24 protein-coding genes and 2 pseudogenes are annotated in these 22,923 nt (G+C 67.6%); 11 read left to right on the top strand and 15 right to left on the bottom strand.

Annotation, left to right across the window (positions count from 1 at the left end):
* Nucleotides 1-70 precede the first annotated feature (70 nt).
* The 3 genes from FB157_RS41535 to FB157_RS41525 form a co-directional block, all read right to left on the bottom strand.
* Entirely contained in the window at nucleotides 71-598 is a 528-nt protein-coding gene (locus FB157_RS41535) for a GNAT family N-acetyltransferase (protein ID WP_145886166.1), read from the bottom strand.
* A gap of 287 nt (nucleotides 599-885) precedes the next feature.
* Complete coding sequence (locus tag FB157_RS41530) at nucleotides 886-2,061, bottom strand: M48 family metallopeptidase (RefSeq protein WP_145886164.1); 1,176 nt, start codon at nucleotides 2,059-2,061, stop codon at nucleotides 886-888.
* Nucleotides 2,062-2,604: 543 nt separating this feature from the next.
* On the bottom strand, nucleotides 2,605-3,138 hold the full coding sequence (locus FB157_RS41525; RefSeq protein WP_145886162.1) for a GNAT family N-acetyltransferase: 534 nt from the start codon (nucleotides 3,136-3,138) through the stop codon (nucleotides 2,605-2,607).
* 185 nt (nucleotides 3,139-3,323) lie between these two features.
* Here FB157_RS41525 and FB157_RS47770 point away from each other — a divergent pair, with 185 nt between their 5' ends.
* Nucleotides 3,324-3,866: a DUF6368 family protein gene (locus FB157_RS47770; protein ID WP_186581921.1), complete on the top strand. Its 543-nt coding sequence runs from the start codon at nucleotides 3,324-3,326 to the stop codon at nucleotides 3,864-3,866.
* Between the two features lie 411 nt (nucleotides 3,867-4,277).
* On the opposite strand, the gene FB157_RS41515 is transcribed toward FB157_RS47770, so the two are convergent.
* Nucleotides 4,278-5,483 (bottom strand): MFS transporter, encoded by a 1,206-nt coding sequence (locus tag FB157_RS41515; protein WP_261386874.1) that lies wholly within the window; start codon nucleotides 5,481-5,483, stop codon nucleotides 4,278-4,280.
* Between the two features lie 89 nt (nucleotides 5,484-5,572).
* Between FB157_RS41515 and FB157_RS41510 the strand changes: the two genes are divergently transcribed.
* Entirely contained in the window at nucleotides 5,573-6,334 is a 762-nt protein-coding gene (locus tag FB157_RS41510) for a DeoR/GlpR family DNA-binding transcription regulator (RefSeq protein ID WP_145886156.1), read from the top strand.
* A 356-nt stretch (nucleotides 6,335-6,690) separates the two neighbouring features.
* On the opposite strand, the gene FB157_RS41505 is transcribed toward FB157_RS41510, so the two are convergent.
* From FB157_RS41505 to FB157_RS41495, 3 genes are all read right to left on the bottom strand, one after another.
* Nucleotides 6,691-7,086, bottom strand: a complete 396-nt coding sequence (locus FB157_RS41505) for an SsgA family sporulation/cell division regulator (RefSeq protein ID WP_186581920.1) — start codon at nucleotides 7,084-7,086, stop codon at nucleotides 6,691-6,693.
* 107 nt (nucleotides 7,087-7,193) lie between these two features.
* Nucleotides 7,194-7,631 (bottom strand): hypothetical protein, encoded by a 438-nt coding sequence (locus FB157_RS41500; RefSeq protein WP_145886152.1) that lies wholly within the window; start codon nucleotides 7,629-7,631, stop codon nucleotides 7,194-7,196.
* 396 nt (nucleotides 7,632-8,027) lie between these two features.
* Entirely contained in the window at nucleotides 8,028-8,231 is a 204-nt protein-coding gene (locus FB157_RS41495; RefSeq protein WP_145886150.1) for a hypothetical protein, read from the bottom strand.
* 1,378 nt (nucleotides 8,232-9,609) lie between these two features.
* On the opposite strand from FB157_RS41495, the gene FB157_RS41485 reads away from it, so the two are divergent.
* Nucleotides 9,610-10,041 (top strand): hypothetical protein, encoded by a 432-nt coding sequence (locus FB157_RS41485; protein WP_145886146.1) that lies wholly within the window; start codon nucleotides 9,610-9,612, stop codon nucleotides 10,039-10,041.
* Here FB157_RS41485 and FB157_RS41480 read toward each other — a convergent pair.
* Nucleotides 9,932-10,462, bottom strand: coding sequence for a transposase (locus FB157_RS41480; protein ID WP_261386873.1), 531 nt, complete (start codon nucleotides 10,460-10,462; stop codon nucleotides 9,932-9,934). The two genes, FB157_RS41485 and FB157_RS41480, sit on opposite strands and share 110 nt — an antisense overlap.
* 356 nt (nucleotides 10,463-10,818) lie before the next feature.
* Here FB157_RS41480 and FB157_RS41475 point away from each other — a divergent pair, with 356 nt between their 5' ends.
* Nucleotides 10,819-11,196, top strand: a complete 378-nt coding sequence (locus tag FB157_RS41475) for a hypothetical protein (protein ID WP_145886144.1) — start codon at nucleotides 10,819-10,821, stop codon at nucleotides 11,194-11,196.
* A 190-nt stretch (nucleotides 11,197-11,386) separates the two neighbouring features.
* Here the strand turns inward: FB157_RS41475 and FB157_RS41470 are convergent, their stop codons facing one another.
* The 5 genes and pseudogenes from FB157_RS41470 to FB157_RS41450 form a co-directional block, all read right to left on the bottom strand.
* A complete protein-coding gene (locus tag FB157_RS41470) occupies nucleotides 11,387-11,908 on the bottom strand; it encodes a hypothetical protein (protein WP_145886141.1) in 522 nt (173 codons plus the stop codon).
* Between the two features lie 911 nt (nucleotides 11,909-12,819).
* Entirely contained in the window at nucleotides 12,820-13,482 is a 663-nt protein-coding gene (locus tag FB157_RS41465) for a lysophospholipid acyltransferase family protein (protein ID WP_145886139.1), read from the bottom strand.
* A 186-nt stretch (nucleotides 13,483-13,668) separates the two neighbouring features.
* Complete coding sequence (locus tag FB157_RS41460; protein ID WP_315903869.1) at nucleotides 13,669-14,208, bottom strand: hypothetical protein; 540 nt, start codon at nucleotides 14,206-14,208, stop codon at nucleotides 13,669-13,671.
* Between the two features lie 62 nt (nucleotides 14,209-14,270).
* Nucleotides 14,271-14,738 (bottom strand): annotated as a pseudogene (locus tag FB157_RS41455) (transposase); the annotation flags it as partial.
* A 98-nt stretch (nucleotides 14,739-14,836) separates the two neighbouring features.
* Nucleotides 14,837-15,071, bottom strand: a pseudogene (locus FB157_RS41450) (IS5/IS1182 family transposase); the annotation flags it as partial.
* 72 nt (nucleotides 15,072-15,143) lie between these two features.
* Here FB157_RS41450 and FB157_RS41445 point away from each other — a divergent pair.
* The 7 genes from FB157_RS41445 to FB157_RS41415 all read left to right on the top strand — a co-directional run bounded on the left by FB157_RS41445 (nucleotide 15,144) and on the right by FB157_RS41415 (nucleotide 21,832).
* Entirely contained in the window at nucleotides 15,144-15,527 is a 384-nt protein-coding gene (locus tag FB157_RS41445) for a hypothetical protein (protein WP_145886135.1), read from the top strand.
* Nucleotides 15,528-15,755: 228 nt separating this feature from the next.
* Nucleotides 15,756-17,654 (top strand): lamin tail domain-containing protein, encoded by a 1,899-nt coding sequence (locus FB157_RS41440; protein WP_222441018.1) that lies wholly within the window; start codon nucleotides 15,756-15,758, stop codon nucleotides 17,652-17,654.
* A gap of 460 nt (nucleotides 17,655-18,114) precedes the next feature.
* The gene (locus FB157_RS41435) at nucleotides 18,115-18,534 is read left to right on the top strand and encodes a hypothetical protein (RefSeq protein WP_145886131.1); all 420 of its coding nucleotides are present in this window, start codon (nucleotides 18,115-18,117) and stop codon (nucleotides 18,532-18,534) included.
* A 230-nt stretch (nucleotides 18,535-18,764) separates the two neighbouring features.
* Complete coding sequence (locus FB157_RS41430; RefSeq protein ID WP_222441017.1) at nucleotides 18,765-19,508, top strand: hypothetical protein; 744 nt, start codon at nucleotides 18,765-18,767, stop codon at nucleotides 19,506-19,508.
* 484 nt (nucleotides 19,509-19,992) lie between these two features.
* Nucleotides 19,993-20,484, top strand: a complete 492-nt coding sequence (locus FB157_RS41425; protein WP_145886127.1) for a DUF2975 domain-containing protein — start codon at nucleotides 19,993-19,995, stop codon at nucleotides 20,482-20,484.
* Nucleotides 20,484-20,705 carry a helix-turn-helix transcriptional regulator gene (locus tag FB157_RS41420; RefSeq protein WP_030724363.1) on the top strand — a complete coding sequence of 74 codons (222 nt, stop codon included), beginning with the start codon at nucleotides 20,484-20,486 and terminating at the stop codon, nucleotides 20,703-20,705. The genes FB157_RS41425 and FB157_RS41420 overlap by 1 nt, the downstream gene beginning before the upstream one ends.
* Before the next feature lie 242 nt (nucleotides 20,706-20,947).
* Nucleotides 20,948-21,832, top strand: a complete 885-nt coding sequence (locus FB157_RS41415; protein ID WP_145886125.1) for an amidohydrolase family protein — start codon at nucleotides 20,948-20,950, stop codon at nucleotides 21,830-21,832.
* 164 nt (nucleotides 21,833-21,996) lie between these two features.
* Here FB157_RS41415 and FB157_RS41410 read toward each other — a convergent pair whose 3' ends face one another.
* Together FB157_RS41410 and FB157_RS41405 are read right to left on the bottom strand one after the other, a co-directional pair.
* Nucleotides 21,997-22,077, bottom strand: a complete 81-nt coding sequence (locus tag FB157_RS41410; protein ID WP_385174602.1) for a zinc ribbon domain-containing protein — start codon at nucleotides 22,075-22,077, stop codon at nucleotides 21,997-21,999.
* Between the two features lie 10 nt (nucleotides 22,078-22,087).
* Entirely contained in the window at nucleotides 22,088-22,825 is a 738-nt protein-coding gene (locus tag FB157_RS41405) for a DUF4097 family beta strand repeat-containing protein (RefSeq protein WP_145886123.1), read from the bottom strand.
* Between the last annotated feature and the right edge of the window lie 98 nt (nucleotides 22,826-22,923).

The following is a 22,923-nucleotide window of genomic DNA, read 5'->3' as shown; positions in this document are numbered from 1 at the left end:
CCTCGAAGCAACGAGTCGGCCGGTACGGCGCCTGGAGCGTCGAATGCGGACCTCGTTGTGAAACGATCAGTCAGTCGCCCAGGATCCGCTCCCACAGCAGCCCGTCCCGCCAGCTGCCGTCGAGAAGGATCGAGGAGTGCGCGACGCCATACGGGCTGAACCCGTTGCGGCGCAGCACCCGTTGTGACGGCAGGTTCTCCAGATTGGTGGACGCCTCAGCGCGGTGCAATCCGAGTTCGTCCTTCATCACCTGGAGCACTAGCCCGACGGCGCGCCCGGCGTGCCCTTGATTTTGGGCGACGCCGGCGATCCAGTAACCGACGGAACCGCGGCGAAGGTGCGGCTGCGGCAGGATGCCTCCGATGGTGACCTGCCCGATCACCCGGTCGTCGGCGAGCACCACGCCCGGCCAGACCGCGCCGGCCCGGTATCCGGCCAGCAGGCTTTCGATCCGCTCCGCCTGGCCCTCCGGGGTGAAGAAGTGGGCCGGCTGGGCCGGTTCCCACGGCCGGAACGCCTCGACGTCCCGCGCCCTGTGGTCGGCGATCGGGGCGGCATCGGTGGGCTCTATCAGGCGGATCCTGGTGGTGTGGTGCATCGGCTGATCCTCGTCGCGGTGCGTCGGATGAGATCGGCCAGCCTATGCGCCGCAAGAGCCGGCACTTCTGGCCAAGCGCTTCGTTCTGAAGTGGTCAGTAACTGGCCCCTTGCCCGAACAGGTGCAAGACATCCGAATTCCTTGCACGCACCGAGCCGACACGTGTCGTTACCCCGTCGACGCCCCCACATCCTCCTCCATGCCATGGTTCCTGGCTGCCGCTCTATCAATGCGGACTCCGGTGAGGCCAGGATCCATGACTGCTGGAAGCGCTACGTCACACTCGTTCAGTGTGTCAGCGGGACGCAATCACGCATGACCTTGCGCGCCAGCTCCTGTTTGGGAAGGCGGAGTTCGTCTTCGATCCGGCTTCGGTCGGGCTCGTCGAGCGTGATCGTCGCGCTGTGTCTCGGGGCATGTGCCAGTCGTGCCATGCGCAGGCTCTCGGACGGGAAGCCGGCGGCGCCGACCACGGTCCCGATGCCCTCGGGCTCGGAGGTCTCGTCACGGTCCTGCTGTTCGCGCAGGCTCTCTGCATAGCGGGCGGCCTTGTCCCAGAGTTCCTCGTGTATGGCTGTCGCGGAACGGTTGCCTTTGAGCGTCCGGGTCTCGATGGCCAGGCGATGTACTTCAATGCCTACCGCGCCTGCGAGTTGCCGGTCCTGCAAAGCGGCGATGGCTGCTTCGGTGGAAGCCGTGCGGGCGGCCACGTCGTCCGCCTCGAACTCCGCGCGGCGTGTGACCGGCAGAGTGAGCCACAGCAGCAGGCGGGCGGTCACGGTCGCCGCCGCCCTCGGGAGCCACAGCACCCACTCACCCATCCGGGTCCGGGCGTTGAAACGCGCTGCGCCCCCTTCCACCTTGCCCGCGTTCCAAGTAAGAGCAGAGACACTCGCCGTGACGTATGCGTTGTTTCTGGCTCGCATCGTCCGTGCCGCAGTGTTGAGTGACTTGAGTGCGGTACCGACGAATGCGTCGTTCCGAAGATCGTGAACAGCGAGGTGCCCCAGAGCGTGGGCAACGGCGGCAATCGGCTGCTGGGCGGGGTGGGCGGACCAGAGCGGGAGGCCGAGGACAAGGCACCGCTTGCGGCGTAGACCGAAGTGGGTGGCGGTCACGGAGAATCCCGGGCTGAGCTGGATCGCGTCGAAGCGTCGTACCCCGGCTTCGTCCGCCATGCGGTCCAACAGATCGAACAGGATCGGGGCGTCCGCGTGCCGCAGCGTGGGCAGTTCAGCATCCAACCTGCCGGGACGCGGGCGCAACGGAAGAGCCAAGCCCAGCAATACCAGGCCCAGTACCGGCTGTATGACTGTGCGGAACCCGAGCACGATCAACAGCACGCCTCCGATGAACAGCCCCGCCGTCACGAGATGGACCATGGCGGCGACGGCGTACGCGGCGACAGTCGCACACCTGGCCAGTGCGGGGCTTTCGGGTGGAGTCTGTCGGACACGGTTCATGGGGCCCCCTTGGACGATGAGCGCGCGGTGTCGCTCAGGCGTGCGTCGAGCTGACCAGCACGGCAGCCGACGAGCAAGCCGTCTGAGCAACATCTGAGCTATGCCCTGAGCCTCGTGTGTCGCTTTCCGGGAGGTTCCCTGCAGAAATTCGAACCGGCTGCGACAGCCGGCCAGGGCGGGGGAGACGGGGACGGGAGGCAGAACAAGCTCGCCGGCAGTGCCCGGTCGCAGTACCTGAACTGCCGTACCCAACCGCATCGTTCGTCCCGTGCGTGCCGCTCGCGAAAAGGTCTTCTGCACCTTCGGGCCGCCGGCGGAGAGCCGGCAGGCAGTCAGCAGAGAGGGAGGGAGGAGTGGCGGCCCATGCGGGTGAGCAGGCGCAGCACGGTTCTTTCGACCACGGATGAGGTGCCGGGCAGGAGGGCGGCGAGCGAGTTCCGGCAGTGGGCTCGCCCGGCACCGCCCCAGATGGCACTACGCCGTGGCCGCCCATCCGTCGGGCTGCCTCGTGGCGATGACTACGGTCACCACCGCCGGCTGTGGTCAGGCCTCGTACTCAGTGAGATCGATCCCGTACACCCGCAGGTCGCGGCCCGTTTCCGGGTCCTGCACCCTGCCTGTCGCACGCATGCCGAGCTTGTCCAGCACGTTCGCGGACGCGGTGTCGCTGGTGCGGCACACGGCGACGACCTGATCGAGACCGCGGTCCTGGAGGGCGAACTCGAGCGTGGCCTGGGCTGCCTCCGACGCGTAGCCCTGCCCCCAGTACTGGCGCCCGAGCCGCCAGCAGATCGCCACCTGGTCCGCGACGGCGGGCGGGGAGTCGGCGACGTACAGACCGACCGCTCCGGCCAGCTCCCCGGATCCGAGGAGTTCGACGGCGAAGATCCCGAAACCCTCCTCGTCCCACTCCTCCTCCCAGGCCTCGATGTCCTGGGAGGTCTCCTCAAGTGAGCGCGGCGCGCCGTCGCCGACCCACCGCATCACGTCCGGGTCGGCGTGGATCTCGGACAGGGGGACGAGGTCGTCGTCCAGCCAGCGGCGCAGGACAAGACGCGGAGTGCGGATCTCGGTCATGGTCCCATCCTGCCCTCTCATCCCTCATGGCTCTCACCACGGGTTCCTCCGGCACGGGCCAGTCCCGTTCTGTGTGGGGAGCCGTGGCTACTCCATGAGAACGGGTTCGGGCTCAGGTTCTGTGGTGCGGGCACGCTGAGTAATGGGGTGGGCGATGACGATCTCGGCTGGCTACGCTCCGATCCATGAGCGGACCTGTATTGGCGATCGAATTGGCGGAGGCCGTCTCCCGCGCGTCGATCCGGCGAGTCCGCGATCTCCTGGTTCGCTCCTCGGCGCGTTTTGAGGAGAAGCGCTTCGGCGAGTACGACGTGAGCATTCACGCCGAGGCTCTCGGTATCACGGACACCAGGAGTGTCGATGGACGTCGGCCCATGCTGGTCTCTGTCATGGGGCCCGGCGTGGGCGACGAGGCGGTGTTCGAGGCCGAACATGCCGACGAGGTGGACCGGGAGCCTCTCATCGGCTTCAGCCCGACCCACGCCGTCGACGTCATCGCGTTCTGCAACAGCCCTGTCGACCACGTAGTCACGGCCCTGCTCACCGCGGCCGTGATGGACGTGATCGGCGGCGTCGCCAACGCTGAACTCCGAGCGGACCAAAGGCCAGTGGTGGCTGGCCTCCCGGGCATCGTCGCGACGACCCCCGACCCCTGGCCTGCCGTATACGGCTCGGCAGAATTTCTCCGGTCTTGGGTCCAGCAGCCCGGCTTCCGGCTCCTGAAGTAGCCGGGAATGATTTGGCTGGCTCCGGCGCGCAGCGCACGCTTGCGGTGCCGTCGGGAGCCAACTCGGCCGAATGTCGCGCGTCTGAGCGTCTTGATCCCGTTGACATGGCCTTCGACGGGGCCTGAGTTCCGGGGCAGGGTGTTTCCGATGGGGTTCGTCGTGTGCGCCGGTTGCGTCGGTCCCGGGACCACTCAGGGAGAGAGCCTCTGCCCGCTGTGCCGGGTGAACGGCAGCACATTCCGGATGGGCGGGTGGTGGGGGAGTGTCGCGTCGGCACGGCCGCGGCCGGGGGCTGCCTGTATCGGGCGTCGGGGGTTCCCGCCGTGGGGCCGCGGGGATCTCCTGACTGGTCGGGCGGCCGGCTGGGGGGAGTCTGTGCGGCACGGTGTCAGGTCCGTGCCGCACAGACGATCAGTGGCTGCTCTGCGCCAACTCGCGGGTGCGGTCGGATCCGGTACGCAGGATTCCGGCGGTGGCAGCGGTGATCACGCACAGCAGGGTCATCAGCAGGAAGGTGTGGTTCAGGGCCACGAGGTGGGTCATCCAGCCGATGACGGCGGGGCCGGCCAGCATGCCGAGGTAGCCGAGCCCGGCGACGCGGGAGACGTTGGTGCCGGCGGCGGAGGGGTCGGTGTGCCCGGCTGCGCTGAACAGTTGGGGGATGCAGCCGGACAGTCCCAGGCCGAACAGGGCCCAACCCGCGAACGCGGGCCAGATCCATGGGGAGAGGGCCACGATCGTGATTCCTGTGGCAGCCATGGCCGAGCCATGGCGCAGAATGGCCACGGGGCCGAACCGGGCGGAGAGGCGGTCGGTGAGCAGGCGGCCGATGGTCATCGTTGCCGCGTAGGTGCCGTAGCCGAAGGCGGCGGTGCTCGCGGGTGCACCGAGGACGGTCTTCAGGTGCAGGGCGCTCCAGTCGTTGGCGGCTCCCTCGCACAGCATGATCATCAGAGCCAGGGCGGCGAGGGCCCAGATGCGCCGGGGGGCTGTGGGCGACTTTGCGGCGGGTGCTTGGACACCCTCCCTGGCGGTGGTGGCAGTGGTGGCGGTCGCCGGCGTGGACGGCAGCAGACCGCGAGCCGACACCAAGGCGGTCACGATGCCCACTGCTCCTGCGGCGCCGAGCGTGGCGGCCGGACTCATCCCGGCGCCCGCGGCGCCCGCCCCCACTAGCGCGGCGATGACGCCGCCTATGGAGAACGTGGCGTGGAAGGCCGACATCACGGGCCGGTTGTAGGCCTTCTCCACGTGCACGGCGTGGGCGTTCATGCTCACGTCGAGGCAGCCGTTGCCGAAGCCGAAGACCAGCAGGGCGCCGGCCAGCGTCCAGGGGTCCCGGGGGAGGCCGGGCAGGAACAGGGCCGCGCTGCAGAGAACGCCGCTTGCGGGGACCACGACGCGCGTTCCGAGGCGATCGGCCAGATGGCCGGCCACCTGCATGCCTATGAAGGCCCCGACTCCCAGCAACACCAGGAAGCCCCCGAGTGTGGCGTGGCTGATCCCCACGCGGTCCTCGATGGCGGGGATCTGTACCACCCACATGCCCACCAGGGTGCCGTTGAGCACGAAGTAGACGAAGGTCGCCACACGGGCGGCTCGGAGCGAATGTTCCATGCCGGTGACCATAACGAACATCTTCGTTGTTTGAAACACTGCCATTTGATCGGCTTGTGTGTTCGTTCTGGGTGGTGTTCAATCGCGGTATGAGCAACGCAGACCGTCACCGGCTGATCGCCCAGGCCGTCAGGGAGTCGGGCAGTGCCACGGTCCTGAAACTCGCAGAGCTGACCGGCGCCTCGGAGATGACCATCCGGCGCGACCTCGACACACTGGCCGCGCAAGGCATCCTCGAACGCGTGCGAGGTGGGGCACGCACGCTGCTGCTCAGGGGTGAGGAGCCGCCCTTCGCGCTGCGCGCTCATGAGGCCGCCGAAGCCAAGCGCCGGATCGCAGCCGAGGTGTCCTCGCTCATCGCTGACGGCGAGACCGTCCTCCTGGACAGCGGCACCACCTGTCTGGAGGTGGCCCGCCTGCTGCGCGGACGACCGGTCACCGTGATGCCTCTGTCACTGCAGGCCATTCACATACTCAGCGACTCGCCGAGTCGGACCACGCTGATGGTGCCCGGCGGACGGCCCCGCGCAGCCGAAGGGGCCCTGACCGGCCCCCTCACGCTCGCCTCCCTGTCGGCACTTCGCTTCGACACCGCGGTCGTCGGCTGCTGCGGCCTGAGTGCAGCCGAGGGCCTGACCGCCTACGACCTCGACGACGCTGTGGTGAAGAAGGCGAGCATCGCTTCCACGCGCCGCATCATCGCCGCCGCGGACGGCAGCAAGCTCGGTCACACCGCCCACGCCTACGTCGGCCCCTCCACCCTCCTGCACAGCCTCGTCACCGACAGCACGGCGCCCGCCGACGAGGTAGCCGCGCTCGAAGGCGCCGGCACCGTTGTGAAAACCGTCTGACGCCGCGTGGGGCGCGTCGCGCCGCGGACCATGAATCTGGGGGCGCGCTTTTGGGGCGCGGGGGCCGCATTCGGTGTTCTGGCTGCTGCTGTCCCTTTGAGCGGCCAGGAATGCTGCCCCCGCGGTCTATGGGGTGCTCGCGTGCTGGTTGTCGTCGGCGCCTTCCGAGGCGGGTGGCTTCTGTCTGAGGTGGCTTTTCGGGCCGGGACGCGGCGGATGGATGCGAGCGCGAGCCGCCCTACCTTTTGCCGACGGGAGTTCTCTGCCCGGGGGGGCATGGGGAACTCTCTGGGGCGGCCATTCCCTCAGCCCCTCTGCCCCGGGGCTTGCCCGAGGCTTCATGACGGTCCGGGGGCTCAGGGTGTCCCGTTCAGGAATCGGGTGAGGTGGGTTTCGAGGTCCAGTGCCTGGGTTTCCTCGGCAGTCGGCACAAGCTGGTAAGTGGATCGCAGCCACTGCTCGATCTCCGAGAGCGAGGTCGTGAGGTGGGCTGAACCGTGGGGCGAGGACAGGAGGAGGTGCAGCACCGCTTCGGTGCCGGTTCCGTTGGGCCAGATCCGTACGTCGCCGGTCCCGCTGGGAGCCTGGGTCCCCGCGGCGAGGAGATCGCGCGCGAAGACCCATGGGATCAGGCCCTGGATGCTGTCGTGGAAGAGGAGCTGCACCGCGAGCGGGTCCTGCGCTCGGTAGAGCAGATGGGTCGGCACGACGATCAGCTCACCCGGGAGGGACACGAGCTCCATGTCAACCATGTGATCTATGCAAGTGGTCATGATGTCGACGTGTTTCGGGGCCGGCGTGCCGGGCCCGGGCTGTGGTGACTGGTGCCCGGACTCGGCGTTCGCCATGGTCCGTGTGGTCAGTTGGAGATGCTGCCGGCGAAGCCGTGCGTGTCGTTGTGGACGATGATCCACCTGCCGCGCTCCCACTGGTAGGAGCGGTGACCGTCGAAGTGGTGACGGCGACCGTGGTCACTGCCGTACCAGTACCGGTCCGACCGCTCCCAGTAGCGGTGGCCGTCGAAGCGGTGGTCCCCGCGGTACTCGTTCCGGTCGTCCCAGCCGCTGCGGCGGTCGTGGTCGTGTCCGAATCGCTCGTTCCGGCCGTCGCCGTGCTCGCTTCGCTCCTCGTGGCGGTCACCGTACGTCGTGATGTGTGCGGCGTGAGAGACGACGGCGTGGTTGGTGGCGGGGTTCGGAGAGGCCGAGGCGGCGGTGCCCGCGACCAGCAGCGCTCCGGCTGCTGCGGCGACAGTGACGACCGTGGTGACGGCGCGACGTCCGAATGTGTGGTTCATGGACTTCTCCTTGCAATGCACCGTGGCCCTGTGGGGCCCGGAGGCGGGTCCCGGGTTGGTGGGACAGGGGCGACGTTACTCCTGGATAAGTTGAACGTTGAACTATTAGATCTGTGACATATTTCATTCACTTTTAGGACGCTTTTCTGTCGCCTGCCGGGTAGTGCCGTCGCCTTGCCGCCTCGGCCCGGCCGGCGACCAGCCAGCCCCTATCCGTATCCCAGGCCGGAAGCATCCGGTTCCTGGAATGCGCGCAGCTATGGCACGTCGGCTTCACCGAGAAGCGCATCGCAGACCTGGAAGCCGACCTCCTTGAACCGAAGGCAGCGCGCCTCGACTGAATCGGGCCGGAGGCCGAGCGGAGGCGGGCACCCGGCCCGGGCGGGGTTCTGCTGCCTATCCGTTCATGTCGCGCCAAATGCTTGCGACTTCGCCCGGGACGTCCCAGCCGTAGTCGTCGGTCAAGGGGCAATGAACGGGCTGGGCGGACACCTTCGGCCTGGCCCGCGCTTCCAGGGTTTGGCGCGCTGCCGCCTCTACACCGATGACCGGCTCCAGATGATGTACGGCAAGGGTGACCGGGTACTGCAGCAAGCTCACCCACCGCAGCAAGAGCGGTCTGGCTCCCCAGCGGCCTGCAAGGCTGGGTCCGAAGCGACATGCTGAACAACCTTGCTGCCTTGAGAATCGACTGCTGAGGTGCAAGTCCGCCTCGCACGAATCGCGCCGCGGTCATCCCAGTTGACGCAGCGAGACGCCTGAAGTGTCGGCGCTCGACAATGGCATCCGGGCTTCGACCAGCGGGCGGTCGGATGGGCCAAGATGTCCGCCGCAGGGGCTCGGTCGAGCCCCCCGCCCCTCGTAGATGAGCCGCCTTCCCCATCATTCAATAGCGTTCAATCAGCGTCTGACCACGCATCAGGGTGGTGACGAAAGGGTGAGAAGTCGCCGCTCAGAGAGCTCAACTGATCGATATGGGCCATCGCAGGTCTGTGGCATGCACGCTGCTCCTTTAGACTACGACGCCCGCATGACTCGATGATCACCTGCCGGAAGGGCCACATGTTCCAGGACGCTCCGATCTATCACCAGCTCGTCGCAGAGCGCGGCGACATACCGGCGCGAGTACGTGACGCGGCCGCGAGCATACGCAGCCAACTCGACGCAGTCATGGCCACAGGCGCCTCTGCCGGCATCTTCGAGCCCCGCACACCTGAGGCTTACCCGGAGGTGCGCTCGATGTCTGCACTTCCTCCTGGATCGCAGCAGCGGTAGCAGACACTGCCCGGCCGCTCACTGCCATGCAGACGTTCGATCTCAGCCGGCCTCACGCCGGTACCACCTGAACGAGGTCTGTGACTCGCCGTCGCCGATGACTCCTGTTTCGCGGCAAGTTGCCCCCGGGCGCGGCAGAACTCGCCGTGCAGCGCGTGCGGTTTGCCAAGCCCCGGTTGGCCCGCCGTACCGAGCACGAACGGCGTTCCACACTGACGCTGGGATGTGCCGCGACCGGGCCTTCGGTGCAGCTGCACACCAAAGGCCCGTCAATGAGGTCCAGGATCGGCTCGGCACCACCCTGTTCGGCCCTGCTTGGTGAGGAGTGGCCTACTCCGGCCCGCGTCCGATCACGGCGGGGTGGACTGCTGGCGGTGAGTGGCCGCGGCTGCGGCAGTCCGTGGACGGCGGGGTTGCGGCCGCTGGGGACGAGCTCGGCGACCAGGCCGCGAACATCGCTCGCCCGCCTGGTGAGCAGGGCGGCCCCGTCGCACAGACGGTGGTGTTCGAGATCAAGACCCTGCCGAGATGCGTGACATCTGCCGCGCCAGGTCGCTGCCGGCCGCCGACAGCGCGCGGTTCACCGAGCGTTATGGCGAACGCTGGTACGTGGCACGACAAAACATCCTCCGTCTAGTACTCCAGTGCGACTTCGCGATCTAGGCCGTATATCGGAAATGAATCGTGCGCATAGGGTGTCAGCATGTCGCTGAGCCACATAACCCTCTCGTCCGGCCGTTCGATCGAGCTCACCGAGCTGCGGATGTCTTCGCCCTACGGGGGGATGCTGGAGGGCTACCCGTGTAAGCCCGTCAACGACATGAAGGTCAGGAGCCTCCAGCGGCAGGCCGAACACTCGTTTCCCTCCACGCCGGTCCATCTCGTTCCACCCTCCCGCGAGTACCCGGACCAGACCGCCGGCGCCTTCGGCCCCGTCGAGATCCTGCCTTCCGTGGCCTGCATCGGCGCCTTCCGCTCGACAGCGATCGCTCCTGAGCTCGACCCGGTGCTGCACCGTTCTGCCCTCACTGTGGTCTGGTTTCAGACTGTCTTGGCTGTCCCGTCGGGTGAGGACGCCGACCCTGAACTTCGCAGCATTCGTTGGGAGGAGCTGGCCCAGGACTACGAGCTCTAGTGACGAGTGCCGGTGACAGCCATTCGTTGATGGCAGCGATGAGGACTGTCGCCTCGTAGCGGACCGCCAGCTTGTCGTAGCGCGTGGCAACCGCGCGATACCTCTTGAGGCGGTTGATCCCGCACTCGACCGCATGACGCTCGCGGTAGTCGACCGGGTCGAAATGCGGTGGCCGACCGCCTAGGGAGCCGAGGTTCTGGCGGTTGCGTGCCTGGTCAGCCTTGTCGGGGATGGGGCATCGGATCCCGCGGCGGCGCAGGTAGGCGCGGTTCCTGCGGGAGGCGTACGCCTTGTCAGCGCGCACTCGATCGGGACGGACGCGCGGCTGGCCCGGCCCGATGCGGGGCACACGGACCTTTGCCGGCACGGGTTCAAACTGCGGCGAGTCCGCACGCTGCCCGGCTGTCACGACGATCGCCATGGGCTTCTGCCCCTGCTCCACGGCCAGGTGCCATCGTGGTGAACCCGCCACGCGAGCGCCAAAGGCCGGTCGAACATCGCCTGCCAGCGGGCCGCGTCCATCCTGTGGCCCGCGGCCATCGCACGATCTTCAGGAGTCCACACAAACCCTGATGATCACGCGTTGGCCGTTCTCATACTCACCCGGGCCCAGCGCAAAATCGCGAGGGCCCACCGGATAGGGGTGGCGCGCTCTCGCTCGAGGCGGCTGATCCACCTGTCAATCCCTTTGCGCGACCGAGCAGGTCCCCCCTAGCGTGCAAGCGCATAGGAGCCGTGCGCCAGGGCAGCGCGCCACACGAATGAGGAGCAACCGCCATGGGAACCATGGTCTCGGTCAGGGGCTGGCTGCAGTGTGACGACGGACAGCTGGCCCAGATCAAGGAGATCGTGGAAGCAGACGATCCGGAGCACACCTACAGCGGGGGCTGGGCCTTCCCCGCTCGGCAGTACAACGCCGTCAGGTGGGCCTTCTACGGGGGCGACATCCGCGCGGTGTCCCTCGACTGGTTCGAGGAGCGGTTGCGTCAGATCGCCCAGCTCCCGGCCTCCTGTCAGGATGACGAGTACGACGAGAGGCCCCGGGGGCTGTTTCTGGTCAGCCACGACGTCGAGGGAATGAGTGAGTGGAGGGTCCACAACGGCGGCCTGGCGATCGGCCTCCCGGATGGGGATTACCACTACCTCGACGCCTAGCTGGATCACGAAGTCGCACTGAAGTACTAGTACTCCAGCTGCAGATCGCGATCTTCATGCCTGGGCGGCTTGCCGCTGATGGTGGATGGCCTGGGATCGAGCCTGGTTGCGGCGTCGCCAATGGGACCAATCGAGCTGGTGGGCCGTGCCGTGGACGGCCCAGCCTTCTCACCGGGCGGGGGCAGAGCAGTCAGCGGTCGAGGTCGATGGTGAAGCGCCGCTTGCCCGTACCGATCGTGTCGGCGTGGACCTGGCCGCGAGCCTGGGCGAAAACCCCAGTGCCGCCGGTGATCCCGTTGTCGAAGGAAGGGGGAGGGATCGTCGGGCGGCCATCGGTGAGGATGCCGAAGACCATCCCCTGTACGGAGAGCTGGCCGCCCGGGAGGTTGTATGTCACGACGCACTCCTCCGCTCCGCGGTTTTCGACCGTGGTGGTGGTGCAGGTGCCGTCGGTTTCGCCGACCTGGTTCTTGTCGTCCTTGTCGAAGAGGAGCGAGCGGAAGACGGTCCGGTCGCCCTGGGCGGGGCTGCCGTCGGGGTTGACGGGGAAGCGCGTCTGCTGCACGAGGTGGCCGATGAGTGTGATGACCCGCTCTCCGCCCTTGGCGTGAGCGGAATCGGTGTCCGCCGCGGCGGACGCGACAGGGGCGCAGGCGAGAAGGGTGACCAGCGCAGTGGCCGTGCCGAGACGGGCTGCTCTGACGGGGTGCATCGTGTGGCTCCTGAGGTTGATGCTCGCGGATGGTCCGGTGACGCATTCATAACCTCGGCTCTGCCGCCGCCCGGAGCGTCTCGGAGCGACTCACCGGAAGATCCGATCAGTCGGACCAACCCAGGACGAGAGACGGCCCGCCCGAGCGCGCACTACGAAGATCACGATCTACAGCTGGAGTACCAGAAGCAGCCAGCGGCCTCCGCCGCGGTGACGTGGACTTCGTGACCGGCAGAATCACAGGACCCGTGGACACCTGCACACGCGTCGGCATTTGGAGCGGACGGGGGCGATAGCGGACGGTCTACGGTTCTGGGCTGTACGGCTCACGGCGTACAGCCCGGATGGAGAACCTGTCGGCCATGGCACGCGGAGCGGGTCGTGCCGTGGTTGGGCGTGGCGTGCCGGGATGAGACCGGCATCCGGCTGTGGCTGGAGTCCGACCGGCCGTGGCGAGCGCGTCTCAGTTGCTACACCCGCGCCCATGGGCGAGTGGCACGCGGTAACACTCTGGAGCAACCTCCCTGACGGCGGACTGAGGGAAGTGGGCGTCCCGGAAGTGCAAGACCTGCAGGTATGGACTGTGGTCCTGGGCTACGTCTCGCTGTACGGCGGCCCCGGGGCAGACCTGCTGCGCACCCGCGTGACCGCGCCGCTCGCCGACGTTGAACTGGGAGACGTCAGTCATCCGTCCGCGGGTGGTCCGCAGCGGCCCTGGGGCCGACAGCCCGCGGACGAGTGCCGCTCGACCGAGGCCGCCCGTCAACGCCGAAGGGTGGAAGTGGAGGGTGGCCGCCACGAGCGACGCACGACACGCCAGTCGGCGGGGCGCACCCCATCACGACGATGACCAGTGTGCGGCCACCGCCGAGGAGGGGCTGCGCGTCAGCCGACAGCGCGCCCGCACAAAGCTATGCGGCGAGTGCGGCAGGCTCGCTGAGGTGCGCGGCCGCTGTCCGCCATGCCGTGGTCACCGCAGCGCGGGCCCGCGCCGTGCCAGCCGCACGGTCACCGGTCAGGACCAGTGACGTACCTACGTGGACGTGCAGGCGCGGGCGACGTACCGGCGCCGTCACCAGGCCGGCGAGCTGCTTGGCCGTGCGACCTGAGGTGATTCGTCGGGCACCGGCTTGGCCTACAGGCACGACGGGAGCACCGGTTCGCTGGGCGAGGCGCGCCAGGCCGGTGCGGAAGATGCCGGGGGTGGCTTCGCCGGCACCCCTGCGGCGGGGCAGTCCGCCTTCGGGGTAGATGAGCAGGCACCGTCCCTGCTCCAGGACCTGCGCGGCCACATCGAGCGCGGCGGCGGCCCGCCGGTCGCCCCGGTGCACGGGGACGTGCCCTTCGCGGCGGAGGGAGCGTCCGAGCACGGGGATCCGCCACAGGCCCGCGGCCGCCATGACGACGGGTTCGATGCCGAGGCCGTGCAGGGCGGCGAGTACGACGGCGGGGTCCGCGAACGAGGTGTGGTTGGCAGCGATGATGCTGCCGGGTGCGATTTCGGTGTCGGGGTCGGTGGTCACCGACAGCCGACCGAAGACGGGCACCAGACAGTCGGCGATACGGCTGAGCACGGCGGTCTCCCGATCTGGACGATGTGGTCTTCATCGTCCGTCGGTGGTCGCCGCATCGCTGTGAGTCCGCGTACTCATCTTGCGGGTCGGCAGGTGCTTAGGAGGAGCTGTGACGGCAGTCTGCCGTCACAGCGGCTTCCCGATGGAGAAGTCACGCTGTGTCGGGGGACGGACAGAACTTCGTGATCAGTCGAACCAGACCACGAGGCGCACGTGTTCCGGACCATGGAGCTCGGCAAGCGCCCGCATCACGTCCCAGACCGGCGCCCAGTGGGTACCCGGCCCGGCGACCGTGCTACGGCTGCGCGTACCGGACCGATCGGTCTCGTCCCAGTCTGCAGCTGCCAACTCGGCCCAGTTGATCCACGTGGTTCCATGTGCGTCCCGTGGCCCGCCCCACGCGTTGAATGCTGCCCGCAGCCTGTCCGAGACGTCGTCCGGCAGGCCACGGTCTTCGGCCAGCGGCTGGAACCCGAAGGAGTTGCGGACGCCGAAGAGGCAGGCGAGTGCGTCATAGGCGTTGCCCGTGTTGAGAAGGGAGAGGTCGATGGCGGCTTGCCAAACCGCGTCCTCGTCGTCCTCACCCCAGATCCGAGCCAGAGGTCTGCACTCGATCATCCCGCTCACGTCCGTTGACATGCATGCAGTCTGCCGAGAACAGACATGGCTCGTCGCCTTGATTTCGATGCAGAACCGAATACTCCAGCTGGAGGCCGTGATCTTCATGGTAGTTGGGCGGTCCGCCGCTGGTAGTGGCAGGCGCGGGCCCGGGCCTGGAGGCGTCGTCACCACTCGGACCGGCGGAGCCTGTCCGGCAGCTTCTTGACCAGGACGTCGGCGCGGAACTTGCCCGCGCGGGTAATGATCTGGTCGTCGCAGGCGACGGCCAGGACACAGCCGATTTGCCGTCCCTCCAGCACACTGCCGATCAGGCGGGCGGCGAGCGCGGGTTTCGTGGCAAAGCCGGCGTTGTCAGGAATCCCGGCCGCACGGCAGCGGGCCGTGTCCTGGGTCCAGGAACGCGGAACGTACAGTTCCCGGTCGATCGCCGCGTGCCCCCTCGGGGTCAAGTAGGTGAGCTGGACGGCCACCTGACCGTTCTCGATGCGACCGGCGCCGGTGTATCGACGCTGCACACCCACCGTGGCAATGCCCTTCTTCAGGTCACCGGGCTCATCGATGACCAGCACCGCGTCGTGGTGGTGCAGCTGCTCGACGATGAAGCCGCGGATGTCGTCACGGACCGCGTCGGCGTCACACGCTCGCGCCCATCAGGGCGATTTTCTCCGCGGTCAGCGGCACGAGGTCCGGCAGCGGACTCGGAGCCGGGGTTGCGCCGCCGCGGCCCCCTGAGGGAAACCCCGAACAGCGGTGCGCCAATTGGCGCAGGGGTGAGGTTCGTGCGCCAGTACGCCGCGACCAGCAACACCCCGTCGGTCCTCCAGCGGCAGGCTCCAGGCCCGGCCCTAACGGACCGGGCCGGCACCCTCACGCCGTAACGAGGTAACCATCTTGACGAACTGCCGGGGGCTCAGCCCGTTGAACAGGGCTCTGCAGGAAGACCCCGACGCCGTGACCGCACCAGCCACGGCGAGATCATTTCAGTTGCTGTCGCCCTCTCCTGAGGCCGATCCTGGGTGCTCGGTCAACGAGGAGGACATGTGGGGCTCGTTCTGTTCCCAGGAGACGGTGACACCAGCAGCCCGGACGTCTCCTGGTCCTACACCGGCTTCGGGGTGTTCAGGCGGTGGCTGGCACAGGCCGACGGGTTCGCACTGGACGAGATGCAGGGCTTCGGCGGACAGCGCCCGTGGAACGACGCTCTCACCACCCTGGCACCGCTCCTCAATCATCCCGATGACGACGGCCCCGTCCTCACGCCGGCCCAGTGCGCCGCGATCCTGCCCCGCCTGCAGGAGATCACCGACCCGCCTCAAGGCGGAAGCACCGACCCACTTCTCCAACGGCACATGGACAACGCCCGCCAGTTGGTGGTCGTCCTGCAGCTCTGTATCGAGAGAGACGTCGACCTCCTCTTCGGCTGACACCGGCGGGCGCTACCGGCTCAGTGCGACCAGCAGTTACCGGACCACACTCAGGTAGCGATGTGCTCCTGGCATTCGGGTGGCCAGCAGCTGGAATTCAGCTGGAGTACACGCCGTTTCAAGATCGCGCCGCCAGAGTCCCGCCTCGTGCCTACCTCACACCCGCGTGCCCGCGTCGCCTCTGTATACGCCGCGGCTTTCACGTTTTCAGGACTGCTCGTCACGGGCATGGTTGCCGCTCAGCCTGCGGCTGCCGCGGACCCGGCCGGCTACCAGAACGTTCGGATCAACGAAGTCACCTCGTCGAACAACGACACGGTGGAGTTGTACAACACCGGCTCGACCGCGGTGAGCATCAGTGGTTGGAAGATGTCCGACGACAGCTTCTCGCCGCAGTCGTTCAGCCCGTCCTCCGGCACGATCCCGGCCGGCGGCTTCGTCACCTTCAACTCGCCCAAGGGGCTTGGTGATTCGGACAAGCTGGTGATCTACACGTCCGGCGGTACGGTGGTCGACCGCGTCGAGTGGGCCACCAACGGGGCGAAGCCGGCGATGGCGCGTTGCGGCGGTGACGGCACCGGAGGGTGGGTGACCGCGACCGCGGCGTCCACGTTCGGCGCATCGAACGCCTCGGGCTGCCCGTCGTCGATCCCGGCGGCGAGCTGGGTGCGGATCAACGAGGTCACCTCGGACGGCGCGGACACCGTCGAGCTGTACAACGGCGGAACGGGCGCGGTCAGCATCGGGTCCTGGAAGTATGTCGACAATGACACCAGCCACTCCCCGGTATCGGTCTCGTCCTCCTCGCCGAGCGCGACCAGCATTCCCGCGGGCGGCTACGTCGCGTTCAACTCCACCATCGGTCTGGGTGACAACGACTCGGTCTTTCTCCTCGACAGCAACGGCAACACGATCGACTCGATGACGTGGGCCACCGGTGGCGCCAAGCCGTCGGACGAGCGTTGTGGCAACGGCGCCGGCTGGTTCCAGACCTCCACGACGGCGACGCTCGGCAGCGCGAATTCCTGCGCAGGCGGGGGTGGCGGTGGCGGCGGTGGCGGTCAGACCGGCCAGTTGCTGGGCGGCGGTGGCTCGCTCACCAGTGGCTGCACGCCCGAGGCGCCCTCCGGTACGGGTTCCACCCCGGCGGGCACGCTGGCGTGGCCGGGCGGGCTGGACGTCACGATCGCGGACAACGTCTGCGCGTTCACCACGTCCACCGGTCCTGAAGGCCGGGACCTGAGTGGTCTGGCGTTCGAGCCGGCGAACCCGTCGGTACTGTGGGCCGCCAAGAACAAGGACTGGCTGTTCAAGCTGGTCAAGAGCAACGGCAAGTGGATCCCGGACGCGTCGTGGAGCGCGACCGGCAAGCAGATCCGCTTCGCGGGCGGCTCCGGCGAGCCCGACTCCGAGGGGCTGACGATCGGCGCCAACGGCCACATCTACGTGACCTCCGAGCGTGACAACACCAACAACACGGTCCCCAAGGACACGATCATGGAGTTCGACCCGGCGGCGACCGGGTCGACGCTGACGCCGATCCACCAGTGGGACATGACCTCGCAGTTCCCGCAGCTCAACACCGGCAGCAAGGACGACGCCAACCTGGGCTTCGAGGGTGTCGGCTACGTACCGGACAGCTGGCTGACCGCGAACGGCTGGGTCGACCCGCTCACCGGCGCCGCCTACAACCCGGCGAACTACCCGCTGCACGGGGCGGGCCTGTTCTTCGCCGGCCTGGAGTGGGACGGCACGCTGCACGTCTACGGCCTGAACTCCGACGGCACGTTCACCACGTTCGGCACGATTGCGACCGGCAAGGCCTCCGTGATGGACGTGACGTTCGACGCCGGAACCCAGCGCATCATCGCGACCTGCGACAACACCTGCGGCGAGACGCACACTCTCATGAAGGTCAACGCCAGCGGTGCGATCGTTCCGGACGTGACCTACACGAACCCGGCCGTCATGCCGACCGACAACCTGGAGGGCTTCGCGATCGCACCGACGTCGATCTGCGTCAACGGCTTCCGCGAAGCGGTCTGGAGCGACGACGGCATCTACGGCTTCGGCTCCGGAAGTTCCTCCCACGGACACGCCATCTACAGCGGCACCTTCCCCTGCTGATCCAGCCGACCACGGGAGACGGCTCACACACGGGGCCAACTCCAAGGTGAGGCACCCACGTAGTACGCACCGATGAAGCTCCTGTCAGACGGGGTGGCGGCCAAGACCACCCGCTGACTGCCAGGAGCTTCATCGTGCCTGTTCCCCGAACCGCGTGTGGCCCACCCTGGTCGGCCCTGCGTCTGCTCTCACAACCGTGCGGCGCGACGGAACCCGGCAGCGGTCAAACCACGCCGCGAGCGCGATCAGGTGGCCCGGACACGTGGTTGTGCACTGCGGGTGAGGGTGGGTTTGTTGCCACTGTTCGTGGTGTTGCCAGGGTGCCCCACTCAGAGCGGCAGGTCCGTGTTCCTATGTTTCGATCTGATTCGAGACGGGCTGGTGTGGATGTCTGTGCCGATTGCGGTACAGATCTGGCGTTTGGTCACCATGGACGCTGCCAGGCCTCTACCGTCTGCTCATGCACTGGCTTGGGGTGACGCTGTGGGGCGCGTTCGGCGGGTGCGCCATGGAAGCACTGGATTACGTCACTTCCGTACGCCGCTACCGCCGGTTGCCCTGGTACAGGGTGAAACCCACTGACCCGGGCCCGTTGGCCTATGGGATTGCATCTGTGCTGCGGATCGCCTTGGGGGCCGGGGTGGCCTGCGCCGTGGCAACTGCCCCGCAGAGTCCGGTAGCTGCCTGGTACGCCATGGGCCTGGGCGCCGCCGCCCCAGTGGTCCTGGAGAAACTCACCCTGATCATTCCCCTCGTGCTACGCACTGCGGTCAACGATTCTCCGGCACCGACATGGAGCGAGGGCGGGCAGACCATGACCGTGACGCATCCGGTCGAACCGGTCCTCGATCCGCAGTCGCCCGAGCAGGGAAGGAGTTGAGCTCGGTGCGTGCCGACACTTTGGCCGGACAGATCATTGCGGTGGTCTCCCGCCGTACACAGGCATTCGGCTGGCCCGACCACGAGGAAGCCGCCGCCCCGTCTTCGCAAGGGGGCACCCACTCTGCCCGCAGAGCGCCACAAGAGGGCGCGACCGCCCCGGAAGCCGCACGGGCTGCGGAACCACGGCAAGCCGACCACAGCGATTCAGTGAGCTCCCGTTCCACGCCGGTGACCGAAGCACCCCCCGCGTCCGCTCCGTTCACCGAAGATGCCCGGCACACCCTGGTGGAGCCGGACAGCGGCCCACTGTTGCCGGAGCACTGCGGGAGAGCCCTATTCAGGCTGTGGTTGCGCGCGACCTTCCTGTCAGTGTTGCTGTTCGTGGTGCTTGTCATCCTGTCCGCAGTCGTGGGCCTTGGCGGCTCCGCGGGGGTATGGGGTGTTCTGGACGTTGCTGCGGTGGCCGCGTTCCTCTGGGTGTTCCTTCGAGGCGAGTACACCGAACCGCTCGGCGAATGGTCCGTCCTGCTTGCCGACAGTGCACCGCTCGCCGACAACGCATACAGCCACATCTTCGGCGCGCTGAAGACACGCAGGGTACCTGCCTCCATCGAAGCCGCCCGGGTGCTCGACGGACCCGGCTCCGTCATCAACCGCATCGTCCTCGTCGATGGCGACCACACGGTGTACATCACGGTCTTCCCGTACGGCAGCAGTCTCTACCTCGGCTGGAGCATGCAGCGGACCTACCGCGGAAAGAGGACGCTGTCCCACCTCATCACCCACGCCATGCGCGGTACGGGGCGTGGTGGGCTCGACCACGCCCGAGCGACGCGCGCGGAACGGCACCGTGCGCTACGACACACCGCTCAGGCCGCCTGCCGTGAAGGCATGGACGCCCTCGCCACCGGAAGGCACGTCCCCATGGAATACCGCTTCCCGCAGGACTTGCCTTCCCGGCTGGGGCTTTGATTGCGTCTGCGCCCTGATCGATCAACTCGTGCTACTCGCTCCCCAGGTCGGCCAGATCATCGAGCGCTCCGCCACCGATGGGCGACGCGGCCGGCACGGTCCATTCCCGCGCCGCTCGGCTGCCCGTGGGCTCGTCCCCGCCCGTGCAGCTGTCCTGGCCGACGTCGGCGCGTGCCTCGCCCCCGGCAGGTGGGCGTGGGCCTGAGGCGCCCGCTCGGTAGCAGCCGTTGTTTTCCTCTGGAACGAGCCGAGCTTGTCCGGCACGTCTTCTCAGGATCTCTGGTGTGGCACATCAGGTTCGCCGCCGAGAGTTCCAGGGCTGGATGCCCACCCCTTCCCCAGCGGCGTGCCTTCCGATCGGACGCTCGGCCGCCACGCAGGCATCCGGCCACAGCGCGAGACCACCGCGATCCTCTGTCCCGACCCTTGCCGGGGCTATCGAAACTCGATAGATTCCCATCGCAACTCGATGGGAGGGTGGGTCATGGGAAAGCTGGCGGTGGGTGCGCTGCGTGCCGTGCTCGTGGTGGTGCTCGCCGGCACGGTGTTCGTGCAGGCAGGGATGGTGTGGGCATTGGTCAGCGGGAGCGACCCGGAGGACGGGTCGCTCCCGCTGACCCCGCTGCGCGTGATCACGATCCTGGGCATGGTGTCGGCCCAGGTCGCCCTGGTCTGCGTCTGGCGGCTGGTGACGATGGTGCGACGCGGAACCGTGTTCTCCCACGCCGCTTTCCGGTACGTGGACGGCGTGATCGGCGCGATCGTGGCGGCCGCTCTCGTGTGGTTCGCGGTCACGGCCCTCAACGCGCCGGGCCAGCGGGACGACCCGGGCGTCACCCTCATCATGGGCGGGGTCGGCGTGGCCATCCTGGGGGTCGCGCTCATCGTTCTCGTGCTGCGGATGCTGCTCGCCCAGGCCGTCGCGCGTGACGTCGAAGCGGCTCAGATGCAGGCCGAGTTGGACGAGGTGATCTGATGCCGATCGCCGTCGACATCGACGTGATGCTCGCCAGGCGGAAGATGTCCGTGGGCGAGCTCGCGGACCGCGTGGGGATCACGCCCGCCAACCTCGCGGTACTCAAGAACGGCCGCGCGAAGGCCGTGCGCTTCGCGACGCTCGCCGCACTCTGCGAGGTGCTCGAGTGCCAGCCGGGCGACCTGCTGCGCTGGGAGGCCGAGGACGCAGCGGGCGGATGACGTGCCCTAGGTTGATCTTGTACTCGACGGTGAGGATCTCGCAGTCCGCGGGAAACAGGGGTGAGCGCCGCATAGCCGCCGGCACTGTCACCGACCGCGCTGGTGACGCGGGTGCTGGGTCACCTCGCCACCGGCCGGGAACACGACGTGTACGCCGCAGCGGGGTTTGTCCAGCGACCCCTGGTCTTGTGACAGCTGCAGGTCGTTCGAGAGAGAGGCGACATCAAGTGAATTCCGCCCGCATGGATATGGGTGACGAGGCCGGTGAAGTCCGCCGTTTCTGGGGCGGGCTCGGTCTTCCCGGGCTGATCGATGTCCATACCCACTTCATGCCTGAGCGTGTCCTGCACAAGGTCTGGAGCTACTTCGACGCCAACGGGCCACTGATCGGTGGGCTGAAGTGGCCGATCACCTACCGGAAACAGGAGGCGGAGCGGACGGCGCTGCTGCGAGAGTTCGGCGTGAAGGCCTTCACCGCGATGCTCTACCCCCACAAGCCCGGCATGGCCCGATGGCTGAACGGATGGGCGGCCGACTTCGCCCGCCGCACCCCCGACTGCCTGCACACCGCCACCCTCTACCCGGAGCCGGACGTCGATGCGTACGTCCGCGAGGCTGTCGAAGCAGGGGCACGCGTGTTCAAGGCTCATGTCCAGGTGGGAGCTTACGACCCGGCCGACGAACGCCTCCAGCAGGCATGGGGGCTGCTGGCCGAGGCCCGGATTCCTGTGGTGATGCACTGCGGCTCCGGCCCTGCGCCCGGCAAGCACACCGGCCCCGAGCCCATCGCGCGCGTGCTGGCCCGCCACCCGAAACTGCGGTTGATCGTCGCGCACATGGGCATGCCCGAGTACGAGGAGTTCCTCGACCTCGCCGAATGCTACGACCAGGTGCGCCTCGACACGACGATGACATTCACCGACTTCACCGAACGAATCATGCCGTTCCCGTACCGGGCCCTGCCACGCATCGCCGCGCTCGGCGACCGCATCATGCTCGGCTCCGACTTCCCCAACACCCCCTACCCGTATCTGCACCAGCTCCACGCCCTGGAACGGCTGGGGCTCGGGCGGGAGTGGCTGCGGGCTGTTTGCCACGACAACGCGGCCAAATTGTTCGGCCTTTGAGGTGCTCCCGGGCCCAAAGCCCAGGGATTCCGGCCTGGGTCGGCTGACCCTTTCGGGGGCATCCTGCTTCACCGCGCTGTGCCGGGACTTGCGTCCTGGTCTCACCGGTGCCCCACGAGGCATCCAGCGTCTCCACCCGCCCGGCGGCGACGATTCGGCGTCCTTCAAAGAGGACGGACGTTGCGGGCCGCGTTGTGGTCGCGGTCATGTACGGTGCCGCACGCACCGCACGTCCACTCGCGGATGTGAAGGGGTTCAGCCTGCCGACTCCACAGTCAAGTCACCGTTCGTCGTCGACAGGTCCAAGCGGTACTTGCCCGAGGGGTCGTTCTTGAACGCCACCTTCTTGTCGCCGTGGGCGTCGCTCGCCGAGATCTGGTACTTGGCGGGCGGAGCCGTGACCGTGAGGCTGCCGTTGGTTGTGCGGGCCCTGATGTTCTGCGGGGTGGCCGTGTGGATCGTCACCTCGCCGTTCGACGTCTGCGTGTCGATGTCACCGCCCTTGACGTCTGTGACGTCGATGTCACCGTTGGACGTGCGTAGCTTCACCGGGCCCGTGGCGTTGTTCACCGCGATCTCGCCGCTGCTGGTGTGCACGTCGACCATGCCGACTGCGCTCAGGGTGAGGCTACCGTTGGAGGCGGATCCCGTCACCGGAAGACCGGCGGGCACCTTGACGACGTAGTTGACGCCGCAGTTCTTGCCACAGCCGGAGAGGACCAGGACGCCGTTGTCGACGCTGAACGACGTCCCACTCGGCTTGTCACCGCGGTAGTTGACCTTACGGTGTACGGAGATCGTTGAGATGTCCGCCGAAGCGTCCACCTTCACCCCGCCGTTCCCGCTGTCCAAACGGATCGAGGTGATCTTCTGGGGTACCTTGGCGTCGTCCTCGAAGGTCTTCTGGTCGAGGGCCGAGCACGCGGAGAGCCCGCCGACGGTGAGGGCAGCCAGCGCCGTTGCTGCAAGAACGTACCTCTGTGGGCGTCGCATGAAGTTCCCCCGTGGAGCGAGTTGAATCGGTGATCAGTCACCGCGACCCTACGCAGCCACAGTCCCGCCCACGATGGGGAAAACCCCCCAATGCCAGG

This window comes from Streptomyces sp. BK340, from assembly GCF_007827595.1.
Taxonomy (GTDB): domain Bacteria; phylum Actinomycetota; class Actinomycetes; order Streptomycetales; family Streptomycetaceae; genus Streptomyces.
Note: the sequence above shows the minus strand (reverse complement) of the source record. Positions and strands in the feature narration are given on the sequence as shown.

Coding starts and splice junctions, on each gene's coding strand:
- FB157_RS41535 (WP_145886166.1), bottom strand. CDS start 598: ATGCACCACACCACCAGGATCCGCCTGATAGAGCCCACCGATGCCGCC.
- FB157_RS41530 (WP_145886164.1), bottom strand. CDS start 2,061: ATGAACCGTGTCCGACAGACTCCACCCGAAAGCCCCGCACTGGCCAGG.
- FB157_RS41525 (WP_145886162.1), bottom strand. CDS start 3,138: ATGACCGAGATCCGCACTCCGCGTCTTGTCCTGCGCCGCTGGCTGGAC.
- FB157_RS47770 (WP_186581921.1), top strand. CDS start 3,324: ATGAGCGGACCTGTATTGGCGATCGAATTGGCGGAGGCCGTCTCCCGC.
- FB157_RS41515 (WP_261386874.1), bottom strand. CDS start 5,483: ATGGAACATTCGCTCCGAGCCGCCCGTGTGGCGACCTTCGTCTACTTC.
- FB157_RS41510 (WP_145886156.1), top strand. CDS start 5,573: ATGAGCAACGCAGACCGTCACCGGCTGATCGCCCAGGCCGTCAGGGAG.
- FB157_RS41505 (WP_186581920.1), bottom strand. CDS start 7,086: ATGGTTGACATGGAGCTCGTGTCCCTCCCGGGTGAGCTGATCGTCGTG.
- FB157_RS41500 (WP_145886152.1), bottom strand. CDS start 7,631: ATGAACCACACATTCGGACGTCGCGCCGTCACCACGGTCGTCACTGTC.
- FB157_RS41485 (WP_145886146.1), top strand. CDS start 9,610: ATGTCGCTGAGCCACATAACCCTCTCGTCCGGCCGTTCGATCGAGCTC.
- FB157_RS41480 (WP_261386873.1), bottom strand. CDS start 10,462: ATGGCGATCGTCGTGACAGCCGGGCAGCGTGCGGACTCGCCGCAGTTT.
- FB157_RS41475 (WP_145886144.1), top strand. CDS start 10,819: ATGGGAACCATGGTCTCGGTCAGGGGCTGGCTGCAGTGTGACGACGGA.
- FB157_RS41470 (WP_145886141.1), bottom strand. CDS start 11,908: ATGCACCCCGTCAGAGCAGCCCGTCTCGGCACGGCCACTGCGCTGGTC.
- FB157_RS41460 (WP_315903869.1), bottom strand. CDS start 14,208: ATGAAGATCACGGCCTCCAGCTGGAGTATTCGGTTCTGCATCGAAATC.
- FB157_RS41440 (WP_222441018.1), top strand. CDS start 15,756: ATGGTTGCCGCTCAGCCTGCGGCTGCCGCGGACCCGGCCGGCTACCAG.
- FB157_RS41435 (WP_145886131.1), top strand. CDS start 18,115: ATGCACTGGCTTGGGGTGACGCTGTGGGGCGCGTTCGGCGGGTGCGCC.
- FB157_RS41425 (WP_145886127.1), top strand. CDS start 19,993: ATGGGAAAGCTGGCGGTGGGTGCGCTGCGTGCCGTGCTCGTGGTGGTG.
- FB157_RS41420 (WP_030724363.1), top strand. CDS start 20,484: ATGCCGATCGCCGTCGACATCGACGTGATGCTCGCCAGGCGGAAGATG.
- FB157_RS41415 (WP_145886125.1), top strand. CDS start 20,948: ATGGATATGGGTGACGAGGCCGGTGAAGTCCGCCGTTTCTGGGGCGGG.
- FB157_RS41405 (WP_145886123.1), bottom strand. CDS start 22,825: ATGCGACGCCCACAGAGGTACGTTCTTGCAGCAACGGCGCTGGCTGCC.